Origin of the sequence: Agrobacterium bohemicum (assembly GCF_002896715.1) — a bacterium.
In the GTDB taxonomy this organism is placed as follows: Bacteria; Pseudomonadota; Alphaproteobacteria; order Rhizobiales; family Rhizobiaceae; genus Agrobacterium; species Agrobacterium bohemicum.
Window position 1 is genome coordinate 1 of sequence record NZ_PGEL01000025.1, and the last position, 12,018, is coordinate 12,018.

Genomic DNA, 12,018 nt, shown 5'->3' on the forward strand with positions numbered 1-12,018 from the left:
GGGGTGGAGCAGCCCGGTAGCTCGTCAGGCTCATAACCTGAAGGCCGCAGGTTCAAATCCTGCCCCCGCAACCAAATTATTCTAAGACTACCAAGACTTTATCCGGCCTCCCTCGGGAGGCCGAGGTCGTTTTAACACCTAGGCTGAACTTCAGCATATTTTCCATCATCGATTCATCCAGCCGAGGTGTTTGAGCTTGAGTGTGGGTGGGCAAATTGTCCATGCGTGCACGACGCCCGTCGATGTGTTCATTAACGGCCCAAAATGCGTGCCGTCTGAAAGTTTCTTCAGTGCGGGGTCCTTTGTCGGCCAGTAGCGACTTTGCCTTGGGGAAGGCGTGAAGCATCCGCGCNGCACCTTTGTAGTCGCTGATCTGCCCTTCGCTTAGAATCAGGATCAGCGGTCGGCCGTGACCATCGCAAACAGCATGCAGCTTGGAGTTCAACCCGCCTTTGCTGCGTCCGATATGTCGGGGAACATCCCCNTTTTTAGCCGACTGGCTGCGGTGCGATGGGCTTTCAAATGGGTTGCGTCGATCATCAACTGTTCGGGCTTGCCGCGTTTGGCGGTCAGTTCTGCCAAAATCCGGTTGAACACGCCGAGCCTGCTCCACCGGATGAAGCGATTGTAGATCGTCTTGTGCGGTCCGTACTCGCGCAGCACGCCATGGGACAATGGGAAATAAGGCTCTATCCGGCGCATTTGCGCCTCCGGCAAAAGCATCAAATCACTCATCGCACTGTCTCCGTTTGACCTCAATGAACCNAAACAGAACACGCCCCGCAAGTTATTTAATAAGTCCTGAGCCTAGCCTCTCAAGATTGCGCAAACTATCTCAGGCACGCAGGGGTATCGTTCAAATTAAACCTGACAGACTGTAGCCACAGCTGTCAGCCCGGAGACCAGCCGGGTTCGGCCATGACGAAACTGTCGAATGTTAAACCGGGTGAGACGGTACACCCGACAAGCGTCCAAGCGCCGAGACTTTCTGCTGCTTGCCAGCAGTCGGCAGGAACTATGGCTTGCGGCCTCTCGCCATCGAATAAAGCTGGTCCAAGCTTTACGGTATCAACTGCCTTACCATCAACGCTGAGATGGAGCGCTAATGGAGCACCAGCGTAGTAGTGCCAGATTTCAGCAGCATCGATCACCCGGTGCCAGTGGGAGCGTTGCCCCNTTTCCAGCAGATAATAGATCGCCGTTGAATGACCGCGCTCGCCGTCTTTCGCATCTCTAAACGTCTGGCGATAGAAACCGCCCTCGGGATGCGGCTCCAGTTTCAAGGTCTGAATGATATCACCGGCAGACAGGACGCCATCCTCCATCAAAAATTGTCTTTCCGTGTCCTGATCTCGGCAAAAACCTCGGCGTCCGTAGCATCGGGCAGGTTAAGATGCGCACGAATGGCGGGATCGGCAACGCGCATGTAAGGGTTAGTCTGCTTCTCAAGGCCAATTGTCGTGGGAATGGTGAACTCCCCGCTTTTTCGCAATACCTCGACTTTGCTGGCGCGTTGCTGAAGCACCGCGTTGTCGGGGTCAACCGTTACAGCAAAACGGGCATTGGACAGGGTGTATTCGTGGCCAAAATAAACGTGGGTTTCATCGGGTAGCGCCATCAGCTTTTGAAAGGAATGCCACATATCCGCCGCGGAGCGTTCGAACAATCGTCCACAACCCATGGCGAACAGCGTGTCGGCAGCAAAAAGCAACGCATTATCCGGCAGGTAATAGCAAATATGCCCGGCGGTGTGCCCCGGCGTGGAAATAATCTGCACTCGGCGCCCGGCCAGCTCGAATTCATCACCACCAGCGGCAGATTTGTCGAGACCGGGTATCGCAATAGCCTCATCATAAGGGCCATAGATTTCGCAGGCGAACTTTTCCTTCAGCGCGAGATTGGCTTCAACGTGATCCTGATGATGATGCGTTGTGAAAATATGGGTCAATGTCCAGCCACGCCGGTTGAGAGCATCGAGGATTACCGCCTCTTCAGGCGCATCGATCGAAATCGTTACGCCAGTTTCGCTGTCGTGCAGTAAAACCCCNAAATTATCACTGCGGCATGGAAAAACTTCTATTTCCAACGGCTTCATGTTTCCATCTCCATCTTGCAGGCTTTAAGATCAAAGTGGGTTTCAATGTAGGTTTCCCCGCCTTGAAGTCCACCTGATGCCTGCTACATTCTGACAATGAATACTGATATTGTCGATCTGCGCGAATTCTATCACTCTCCGCTTGGCCGCTCTGCAGAGCAGGCCATAACCATGGCGTTGGCAACGCTGTGGCCGACTTTGCCGGACGAGCGGCTGGTGGGGTTGGGCTACGCCGTGCCGTTTCTGGATCGGTTCAGGCATGATGCAGAACGCACATTTGCCTTCATGCCTCCCGGACAAGGGGCTATCAACTGGCCCGCGGGAGAACTATCCTCAACGGCTCTGGNTTTCGATGAAGAGTTGCCGCTGCCGGATTCGTCAATTGACCGGGTGTTGATGGTTCACTCGTTGGAATTTGCGGAGAACCCGCGCGAAACGCTGAAGGAATTGTGGCGCGTTCTTGCCCCTGGTGGGCGCCTTGTCATCGTCGTCCCGAACAGACGTGGCGTCTGGGCACGTGTGGAGCACACACCTTTCGGCTCAGGCCGGCCCTATTCACGCAGTCAGTTGACGTCGCTTTTGCGCGAGACCAACTTCACGCCGAGTGCGACGGCAGAAGCTTTGTTTTTTCCTCCAACNAAAGTTCGATCGATCCTGCGTTTGCGCCGATATTTGGAAAGCACGGGTCGAAAGCTGTGGCCTGNTTTTTCTGGCGTCATTGTTGTGGAAGCACAAAAGCGGCTCTATCAGGGTCTGCCAGTGGCCCAGCGCGCGTCGCGCCGCGTTTTCGTGCCTGTACTGGCACCGCAGGGTGTGCCGACCACCAGAACCTCACCAGACGCGCAAAAGCCGCGCTGACACTCGACAAGAGGCCCGTTCCCGTCTAATGCCTGCGGCATTGTCTTGCCGGGNTTTCCGGTACGTTTTCGAAGGTCGATGAAATGAGTGCAGAGCTTAACCAACCTGTTCCGCGTCCGGGTATTCTGGATATCGCCGCTTACGTTCCCGGCAAGGAGCACGCCGAAGGCGTCGCCAAGGTCTATAAGCTCTCTTCCAACGAAACGCCGCTGGGCGCGAGCCCAAAAGCTATGGAGGCCTTCAAGGCTGCCGCATCCAATCTGGAAATCTATCCGGACGGACAGGCGACGGCTTTGCGTCAGGCCATTGCAGACGTGCATGGTTTGAACATGGCCAATATTCTGTGCGGAAACGGTTCCGATGAACTATTGGGTCTGCTTTGCCACGTCTATCTCGGCACCGGCGATGAAGCCATTATCACCGAGCATGGNTTTCTGGTTTATNAAATCCAGATCATGGGTGCGGGCGCTACAGCCGTGACCGTGAAGGAAAAAGACTGCGCTATCGAGGTGGATGCAATTCTCGCAGCCGTCACCCCGAAGACCAAAATGATTTTCATAGCCAATCCAGGCAACCCGACTGGGACATATGCTCCCGTCTCTGAAATACGCCGCCTTCAGGCTGGCCTGCCAAAGAACGTCATTCTGGTGCTGGATGCGGCTTATGCCGAATATGTCCGTAAAAACGACTATGAGGCCGGTCTGGAGTTGGTTTCCGGCAACGGCAACGTGGTCATGACGCGCACCTTCTCTAAGGTTTATGGTCTAGCGGCGCTTCGTGTGGGTTGGATGTATGCACCAGCGGCGATCATTGACGCCTTGAACCGTGTGCGCGGTCCGTTCAATATGAACGCGCCTGCGATCGCAGCCGGTGCCGCTGCCATACGTGATCAGAGTTTCATGCAGCAGGCGGTGGCGCACAATCTCGAATGGCTGGAAAAGCTTAACAACGCTTTTACCGACCTCGGTCTCACGGTAACGCCATCCGTTGCGAACTTCGTCCTCATTCATTTCCCTGATACAGATGGAAAGCGGGCAGCCGACGCCGATGAGTTCCTGACGCGTCGTGGCTTTGTGCTGCGCGCGGTTCGTGGTTACGGTTTTGCCAATGCCCTGCGCATGACGGTTGGATCGGAAGAAGCGAACCTTGGCGTGATCTCTGCGCTTAAAGAATTCATGGGCAAAGCATAATGAGCGACATTCTGTTCGACCGTATTACGCTGATCGGTATTGGTCTGATCGGCTCTTCCATTGCGCGTGATATCAAGGAATTGGGTCTTGCACGAGAGGTGATGATTTCCACGCGAAGCGCAGAAACTCTGCAACGGGCGCAAGAACTGGAGCTGGGTACGGCCTATACTGTGTCGGCTGCGGAAGCAGTNAAAGATGCCGATCTGGTGATTGTTTCAGTGCCGGTTGGCGCATCCGGTAGCGTGGCAGAACAGATTGCTCCGTACCTGAAACCGGGTGCTATCGTAACCGATGTGGGTTCCACCAAGGCGTCGGTCATTGCGCAGATGGCACCATATATGCCGGACAATGTTCACTTCATTCCTGGCCACCCGCTGGCGGGTACGGAAAAATCCGGTCCTGATGCCGGGTTTACCGGGCTGTTTCGTGACCNATGGTGCANTTTCACGCCGCTGCCTGAAACGGATGAGGTTGCGCTTGGCAAACTCAGGGGTTTTTGGGAAAAGCTCGGCTCGCGCATTGATGAGATGGACCCGGAGCACCATGACAAGGTGCTGGCAATCGTATCTCACCTGCCTCACATTATCGCCTACAACATTGTCGGTACGGCGGATGATCTGGGTACGGTCACTGAGTCTGAAGTCATCAAATACTCAGCCTCGGGNTTTCGCGATTTTACCCGTCTAGCGGCATCGGACCCCACAATGTGGCGCGACGTTTGCCTTCACAACAAGGATGCCATCCTTGAGATGCTGGCACGCTTTTCTGAAGATCTTGCATATCTTCAGCGCGCGATCCGCTGGGGCGAGGGCGACAAGCTTTTCGAGCTTTTCAGCCGCACCCGGACCATTCGCCGCTCCATCGTTCAGGCTGGGCAGGACGTCGATACACCAAACTTCGGCCGCCCTACGCCAGACCAAAAGAAATAGTGATCAGATCGGCGGAATTTTCCCCAAAGGGATGAAGCCGCTGACGGTTGCGCGGCCTCGGTCTACGACGAGATCGACCGACGCCCTATCGCCGCCGCCTGCCAAGGCCCGCAGAAGTTTGCGGGCGGTATCTATGGTGGATTGCAACTGCGGAAAGGCCTGTTTGGCGTTGTCAGCCCAGTCACCGAGCTTTTCGATTTCCAGTTTGAACTGACCTGACAGATAACCTTGATCATCAAATGAGAAAGGCCCGGTGATGCGCATGGTACGGCCATCTCCGATATCAAGCATCACTCGACGCAACTCGCCATTTGCACCGTAAAGCCCGGTGCGATCACTACCGTCGATCATGCCTGCTTTGCCGGCTAACGTCACGTCGCCGATGGCATTGAGGCGCGGCAAAAGCTGTGGCCAACCCTTAATGACGGTGGATGCGTCGGTCAACGTAATCGCGCCATCCAAGTCCGCGCCATTTTGGCGAAGATGCACTTCGGTCTTTGCAGCGTCGAAATCGATGGTCTGTGCAGTGACGGATGATACGGCGGTGGCTTTCAACCCATCGATGACGAGGGACGTACGGTCTATGCCTTTAAGCTTTGTGGTCAGGCTCGATTGCAGATTGGTCCACTGTGCTGAGACGCTGAGCCCGTGCCCGGTTTGTATAGTCGCAGGCGAATCCAGTTCCCAGACGATGTGGCCCGGCGCATAAATCTGTGCTGCCGAACGCAGCGCACCAAACGACGCGGTCACTTCGTTTTGAGCGTCCTTGACGTCTACCTTCGAGCAAAAGAGACCGATCCGGAATGGATAACCCCGAAACGCGATGTCGTGGCACTCGCCGCTGACGCTTGCCGTACCTCCGGGCGCGAGCGCACGAATAACGGTTTCCTGAAGCCGTTGTGCGGCGTAGAACCAACCTGCGGAGTAAATGGCAACGAAAACTATTATCCCCAAACCAAGAAAAAGGAATTTTCTGTTGCTACGGGATGGGCTTGACGCTGCCATGATGATCTCCAATGGTACACAGAGGTGATTTGGTTTGGCTTGCGATATGGACGANTTTTGGGTCTTTGGCTATGGCTCGTTGATGTGGAACCCTGGCTTTCCATTTCAGGAACGACAGCAGGCACGCCTGTACGGCTATCGTCGCTCCCTTTGCATTCGCTCCAATGTCTACCGTGGCACGGACGAAAACCCCGGCCTGGTGCTGGGGCTTGAGCGCGGTGGCTCATGCCAAGGCGTCGCATTTCGTGTGGCGGGCGCAGACCGGGAACCCGTCATCGAGTATCTTCGCGAGCGTGAGTTGGTCAGCCATGTCTATAAAGAGCGGGTCATCGCGGTCGGTCTTGTCGATGGCAGGCGTGAGATGGCGATGACTTACGTGGCCGATCCTGACCATGAGCAATATATTGGCGACCTTCCGCTAACTGAGGCGGCCCACATCGTCCGTAACGCCTCAGGTCGATCCGGCCCGAATGTCGATTACGTCGTAAATACGGTCCAGCATTTGCAGGACATGGGCATTCGTGATGCACTGCTTGAGCAGGTTGCGGCCACGGTCGTCGCTCAGGTCGCAGCTGCTTCCTGAAGTTCCGCCAGTCGTTTGATCGCCGTTGGCGGCAATGGAAGATCAGGATTGTTGCGTGCCGTTTCGATCAGCAACTCGTCGCTCGCANTTTCCGTCACTTCGATCAACGTCTTGNAAAATACATCCGGGTTCAGGCCGGGCTGAATTGGCGGCAGAATGCGCACCTTGAAGTGGCCGGGATAACGCATGGTCGANCGGCGTGGCCAGAACAGGCCGGGATGCATGGCAACCGGCACCACGGGAACATTGAGATCACGGTAAAGTCGAGCGATACCATAACGATATTCCGGTTCGGCACCGGGCGGACGTCGGGTGCCTTCGGGATAAATGATAAGCTCGCGGCCCTTGGCCATTTCTTCCTTGGCGCGTTCCATGACCTTGAGCATGACTTTACCACGTGCTGCACGGTTGACCGGGATCATTCGCTGCTTGGCGACATACCAGCCGAAAAGGGGTATCCACATCAGTTCCCGCTTCAGAATATAAACGGGGTCCTTCAGGTTCGGCAGCAGCGCGTAGGTATCCCAGAAAGACTGATGCTTGGGAGCAAATATACAGCCGGTTTCGGGGATATTCTCCAGCCCTTCTATTTCGAATGTCGTGCCGACAATTTTTTCGATCAGCCAGTGATTGGAGCGCGCCCAAGCCTTCGGTATTTCAAAGGCCAGCTTTCGTGGTACGATGAAATAAATTGGCGTCAGCACGAGCATGCGGACAATGAGATTGAGATAGAAGGCCGTGTTGAAGAGTATCGAGCGCAGTCTGAGCATGAAAAAGCTTCTCCCGGCGCATCTCTGTCTATGAAGGAAGCGATCTTCGATGTTGTGCGCAGTGCCGAACGCCTACACGAAAACGGTGTGTTTCAGCAAGACCCATCATCTACTTGAGCGGTGGGGTCTTATCCTGAAGATGAGCCATTGCGCAGGCCATCGCCTTTGCCCATGCCGGTCAGATCAAGCACTGCGGCTGCAACAAATTTGATGTATTCCGAGATCATCGTGCGCANGACATCCGGGTTCTTGAACCAGTTGGTGCGGGCCAAGTCCGAATTGATGACCGGATAGGCAATGAAATTCGTGTCTGGGCTTGTGTTGCGCAATTCGTAAAGGCTGCGATGCATGTGGTAATTATTGGTGACGACGACGACCGAGGCGTAGCCACGATCCTTTATCCACTTTGCCGCCTCGTTCGCATTGCCGATTGTGTCCACTGCCTGATAGCCCATATCGACACAGCAGGCGAAAAGGTCAGGCGAACTTTGCGTCATTTTTCGGATTTGCGTGCGTGTCGTGGAAGGGTTAACGCCCGAAATCAGCAGGCGTTTGCCTACACCATCGCGCAACAGCCCAACCGCCTGATCGATCCGCAGATAGCCTCCCGTCAGAACGATGATGGCGTCGGCCTTGGTTGAGGATGGCGGGCGCATGGAAGCAACCGAATCGGCAAACCAAAGGAAACCGCCGAAAACAGCCCCCATGACCACGACGCAAATGAGGATAACGGCACGCACAAACCGGCGCAAACGTCCACGTCGCGAGAGCCAATTGCTTCGCGGCGTTGGTGTCGGTTCATCATGAGGGTCTGTGCGACTCATTACCATCAATTATCGATAAGCCCGGATTAAGGCAAGGAACAGGCAGTTTTAGACCCTCACACGCCCTCGCTTTTGGAGGGGTCCGAGCGTACGCGGTCTATGTCATCAATGGTGCGGATAACGGTCAATCTGGCGGTGATCGTGGTCNAAAGAGCGATGACCATCATGGTCGCAAAAATTCCGAGATATCCTTCAACTCCAACCGCAAACGTGCCAAACAACGCACTCGCCTGATCGCTCTGTGGTGTTGCCAGAGAACGGGATTGCCAGAACCCGGCAGCAAGAAACACACCTGCTGCCAATGCGCTTCCAAAGCCTGAGCCTTTGAGGCTGATTTTCAGGAAGTGTTTTTGAAACTCCCTCGCAACAAAACTGCTCTCGGCCCCAACGAAATGCAGCACCTCCACGATGTGCCGGTTGCCTGAAAGCGCGCCGCGTGTGGCAAACACCACGGTCAGAACCATCGCACTGNAAACCAGGACGAGAACGCCGATGCCGATCATGACAGTGGTATGCGCCATTGAAACAAGGCGATCTACCCAAGTACGGTGGTCATCCAGAAAAGCTTGTGGAATCTCGGCTTTTAACATGTTTCGCATCGCCTCAAAATCAGGCGGATTGCTTTCATCAATGGTGATGATGACGAGGCGAGGCACGGGGAGTTCAGACAGGTCGAGGCCAGAGCCCAACCATGGCTCCAGCAGACGGCTGGTCGCGGCCTCGTCCATGATCGTGCCTTCTCGCGTACCGACGAAGCTGAGCGCCAGATTGCGGGCCTTGTTCAGTGTCGCATTCATGTCCAGCCCTTCGTCCGGCTTGATCTGAATGGTGATTTCGCGGGAGATCTGGCTTTGCCAGGTCGAGGCGGTTGCGCGCACCATGCTGACAGCGCCCAAAGTCAGGCAGGCCAGAAACGCCATGATCGCAATCACCACGATCAGCGCGTTGCCCTGAATGTTGGATGGCGGCAGAATGGGCGCCATGGGACGTATGCGCATCTGCGGTAGCTTTTGCGTTTTCTTCTGCTCTGGCTTCAAGGCTTTACGGTTCATCTCATTCATAAACGTCGAGCCGCCCTTCCGTCAGTATCATCCTGCGGGCATTGACCTGATCCATCAGCGCNAAATCGTGGGTGGCGATAACCACAGCTGTACCAAGCCGGTTAAGCTCCAGAAACAGGTTGAGCAGACGTTTCGCCATGGGTGGATCGACATTGCCGGTCGGTTCGTCGGCGAGCAGAATCTCAGGTTGGTCCATCAATGCACGGGCTATGGCCGCGCGCTGCTTTTCCCCGCCAGAGAGGATTGGAGGCAGCACATTCATCCGCTCGCCCAGCCCAACCCATTTCAACAGTTCGATCACATCGTTGCGATAGGCACTCTCGTCCTTGCCGCGCACGCGCAACGGCAGTGCGACGTTCTCATAGGTCGTTAGGTGATCGAGAAGGCGAAAATCCTGAAAGACGATACCCACGCGTCGGCGCAGCAGTGGTAGTTCGCTGCGAGGAATACGCGCGACATCCCGGCTGAACATGCGAATATGCCCTCGAGTCGGCTGCAGCGACATCAAAAGCAGACGCAAAAGCGTCGTCTTACCTGCGCCAGATGGGCCTGTCAGAAACTGAAACGAACCTTTTGGAATATCGAAGGTCATGTCCCGCAAAATTTCCGGGCCCATGCCATACCGCAATCCGACATTTTCNAAATGGATCAACGAATTTCCAGTCTTTTGCTTCCGTGGCGACAGATTTGCATCGTTACGGTGCCTTTCAAACGCTGAATGGCGCGTCTGGGCGACTCAGTAGACGATCTTTGCAAAGCATTAACCAATTAAATTTACGACTAGGCAGGACTTCATTCAATGCCCAGTTTTTATCGGGCCGAAAACCTGACCGAGGGAACTTCATGGGTATGTTCCGTTCATCTCGCCGGAATGCGACACTCGACTTGGACCTTTTGATGCCAGAAACCCCACTGCGTCAAACATGGCGAACGCGTCACGATCCAGATATCGTAGATGCCGAGTTTGTCACGATAAAGGAAACCTCATTCCGTGACTACGGAAACGACAATAGGCGAACGGCTTATCAACAGGCCGCACCAAAAGCTGTGTCCGCATTCAGCGCGCTACGCTCTTTCGTCAACTGGATTGACNAAAAACTCTCAGGTCTCTCGGTTGATGGATATTCTGCAATCGTTGCCGCTGCCGTCGTCAGCGTTTTTCTGTTGTCCGGTGGTTTTACAATGATGCCGATCGAAAAGGCAGCCGTGGCGGCTCCCTCGGACCCGCTCATCATCTCCCATGTCAGTTTTGTTCCTCAGGATGCGGGCGGGATGGAGGTGCTTGTTATCAACGGCGTCGTTGAAAACAAAAGCGGCGAAGTGCAGAAGATACCGGCCATTCGCGCCGATTTGTTTGCTGCCGATGGGGAGAAGGTCGCCAGCATGGTTATCGAGCCGCCAGTATCAGAGATCAATCGCGGCTCAAGCCAGGGATTCTCAGCGAAATTTCGCCATCCCGGTGGNAAAACACCTGAGATCAGGCTTTCTTTTGCCAAAACGGGTGTTTCCGAACGCTGACTGTGCTACCCGACGCCCTTCTTTCCGTCCGATTGGCCGTGTCATGTGACAGGTCACGCGGGATTAAAACGCAGGAGAAGACATGCCCGTCGTCCGTGGAAAAAATATCGAGCCGCTTTACACAGCCGAGCAGATTGCCGAACGCAATCGGGATATGGCCAAGCGAATTGCCAGCGGGCCGACGAATGACCTCTTGGTTATAGCAGTTCTCAAAGGCTCGTTTATTTTCGCAGCTGATCTTATCCGCGCTTTGCATGACAGCGGGCTGGCGCCTGAAGTCGAATTCATCACCTTGTCCAGCTACGGGACCGGAATGGTGTCGCAGGGTGTGAGGATCGTGAAGGACATCGACAGCGACGTAAAAGACCGTGATGTTCTGTTGATCGACGATATTCTCGAATCCGGCCGCACGCTGCTGTTTGCCAAGGAACTGCTTTACGAACGTNGCGCGCGCAATGTCTCGATTGCCGTCTTGCTGGACAAGAAAGTCAAGCGCAAGGAAAAGCTCGAGGNAGATTATGTGGGCTTTGAATGCCCTGATTACTTCGTTGTTGGGTACGGCATGGATGTGGCCTACGCCTTCCGCGAACTGCCGTTTGTCGGCGTTGTCACCGGCGATGCGGATTAGGCGTCACTGTTTCATTTTGCAACGCTCGGTGGCCGATACAAGCATGGATTGTTAACCATGCCACTGAGATGGCCANTTTCATTTACCTCTTGCAAAGGGAAATGACCGAGTTTGAGCTCGCTGGAATGAATACCAGGAGCGATGGNAAATGGCAAAAATACTAATTACTGAAGACGAAGATGCATTGCGGACGTTCGTGGCCCGCGCGTTGCGTCTGGACGGACACGAGACTTATGAAGCTGCCGATGGCGAGCAGGGTTTCGAGNAACTGAGCGAAGGCAAGTTCGACCTTCTGCTATCCGATATCCGCATGCCTGTCATGGATGGAATCGAGCTGGCGCACCGCGCGGCTTCGCAATTTCCGAACCTGAAGATTCTCCTGATGACGGGTTATGCCGAGCAGCGCGAACGCGCCGATGACCTGATGGNAAAAATCATCGACGTCATCCCAAAGCCGTTTGCCCTTCCAGATATCCGCAAAGCGGTTGCGCGGGCCTTGGCAGCCGTTCCAGCCTGAGCTCTCCCAAATAGAATGAGTAAGGGCGGTTTGACCGCTC

The 12,018-nt window shown here is 55.0% G+C and carries 13 protein-coding genes and 1 pseudogene; 6 read left to right on the forward strand and 8 right to left on the reverse strand.

Features of this window, described 5'->3' with window-relative positions:
* Positions 1 to 298: 298 nt before the first annotated feature.
* The 3 genes and pseudogenes from CUC55_RS23635 to gloB all read right to left on the reverse strand — a co-directional run.
* Positions 299 to 735 (reverse strand): annotated as a pseudogene (locus CUC55_RS23635) (IS5 family transposase); the annotation flags it as partial.
* Between the two features lie 155 nt (positions 736 to 890).
* On the reverse strand, positions 891 to 1,325 hold the full coding sequence (locus tag CUC55_RS12115; RefSeq protein ID WP_170063878.1) for a cupin domain-containing protein: 435 nt from the start codon (positions 1,323 to 1,325) through the stop codon (positions 891 to 893).
* A complete protein-coding gene (gene gloB / locus CUC55_RS12120; RefSeq protein WP_103088017.1) occupies positions 1,325 to 2,095 on the reverse strand; it encodes a hydroxyacylglutathione hydrolase in 771 nt (256 codons plus the stop codon). The genes CUC55_RS12115 and gloB overlap by 1 nt, the downstream gene beginning before the upstream one ends.
* A 96-nt stretch (positions 2,096 to 2,191) precedes the next feature.
* Between gloB and CUC55_RS12125 the strand changes: the two genes are divergently transcribed.
* The 3 genes from CUC55_RS12125 (at position 2,192) to CUC55_RS12135 (ending at position 5,072) form a co-directional block, all read left to right on the forward strand.
* Complete coding sequence (locus CUC55_RS12125) at positions 2,192 to 2,953, forward strand: class I SAM-dependent methyltransferase (RefSeq protein ID WP_103088018.1); 762 nt, start codon at positions 2,192 to 2,194, stop codon at positions 2,951 to 2,953.
* An 83-nt stretch (positions 2,954 to 3,036) separates the two neighbouring features.
* Positions 3,037 to 4,143, forward strand: coding sequence for a histidinol-phosphate transaminase (gene hisC / locus CUC55_RS12130; RefSeq protein ID WP_103088019.1), 1,107 nt, complete (start codon positions 3,037 to 3,039; stop codon positions 4,141 to 4,143).
* Positions 4,143 to 5,072: a prephenate/arogenate dehydrogenase family protein gene (locus CUC55_RS12135; RefSeq protein ID WP_103088020.1), complete on the forward strand. Its 930-nt coding sequence runs from the start codon at positions 4,143 to 4,145 to the stop codon at positions 5,070 to 5,072. The genes hisC and CUC55_RS12135 overlap by 1 nt, the downstream gene beginning before the upstream one ends.
* Positions 5,073 to 5,075: 3 nt before the next feature.
* Here the strand turns inward: CUC55_RS12135 and CUC55_RS12140 are convergent, their stop codons facing one another.
* Complete coding sequence (locus CUC55_RS12140; protein WP_067647396.1) at positions 5,076 to 6,077, reverse strand: DUF2125 domain-containing protein; 1,002 nt, start codon at positions 6,075 to 6,077, stop codon at positions 5,076 to 5,078.
* Positions 6,078 to 6,123: 46 nt separating this feature from the next.
* On the opposite strand from CUC55_RS12140, the gene CUC55_RS12145 reads away from it, so the two are divergent.
* Complete coding sequence (locus CUC55_RS12145; RefSeq protein ID WP_103088021.1) at positions 6,124 to 6,660, forward strand: gamma-glutamylcyclotransferase; 537 nt, start codon at positions 6,124 to 6,126, stop codon at positions 6,658 to 6,660.
* Here the strand turns inward: CUC55_RS12145 and CUC55_RS12150 are convergent.
* From CUC55_RS12150 to ftsE, 4 genes are all read right to left on the reverse strand, one after another.
* Complete coding sequence (locus CUC55_RS12150) at positions 6,639 to 7,430, reverse strand: lysophospholipid acyltransferase family protein (RefSeq protein ID WP_103088022.1); 792 nt, start codon at positions 7,428 to 7,430, stop codon at positions 6,639 to 6,641. The genes CUC55_RS12145 and CUC55_RS12150 overlap by 22 nt on opposite strands.
* 128 nt (positions 7,431 to 7,558) lie before the next feature.
* Positions 7,559 to 8,260 (reverse strand): YdcF family protein, encoded by a 702-nt coding sequence (locus CUC55_RS12155; protein WP_103088023.1) that lies wholly within the window; start codon positions 8,258 to 8,260, stop codon positions 7,559 to 7,561.
* Positions 8,261 to 8,310: 50 nt separating this feature from the next.
* On the reverse strand, positions 8,311 to 9,306 hold the full coding sequence (locus CUC55_RS12160; RefSeq protein WP_425352830.1) for a cell division protein FtsX: 996 nt from the start codon (positions 9,304 to 9,306) through the stop codon (positions 8,311 to 8,313).
* A gap of 1 nt (position 9,307) precedes the next feature.
* Entirely contained in the window at positions 9,308 to 9,967 is a 660-nt protein-coding gene (gene ftsE / locus CUC55_RS12165; RefSeq protein ID WP_103088025.1) for a cell division ATP-binding protein FtsE, read from the reverse strand.
* Positions 9,968 to 10,915: 948 nt separating this feature from the next.
* Between ftsE and hpt the strand changes: the two genes are divergently transcribed.
* Together hpt and CUC55_RS12180 are read left to right on the forward strand one after the other, a co-directional pair.
* On the forward strand, positions 10,916 to 11,461 hold the full coding sequence (hpt, locus tag CUC55_RS12175) for a hypoxanthine phosphoribosyltransferase (RefSeq protein WP_103088026.1): 546 nt from the start codon (positions 10,916 to 10,918) through the stop codon (positions 11,459 to 11,461).
* Positions 11,462 to 11,609: 148 nt separating this feature from the next.
* The gene (locus CUC55_RS12180) at positions 11,610 to 11,978 is read left to right on the forward strand and encodes a response regulator (RefSeq protein ID WP_103088027.1); all 369 of its coding nucleotides are present in this window, start codon (positions 11,610 to 11,612) and stop codon (positions 11,976 to 11,978) included.
* The last annotated feature ends 40 nt before the right edge of the window (positions 11,979 to 12,018 follow it).

Excerpts from the sequence above, each read along its gene's own strand:
- CUC55_RS12140 (WP_067647396.1), bottom strand. The coding sequence starts at position 6,077 with ATGGCAGCGTCAAGCCCATCCCGTAGCAACAGAAAATTCCTTTTTCTT.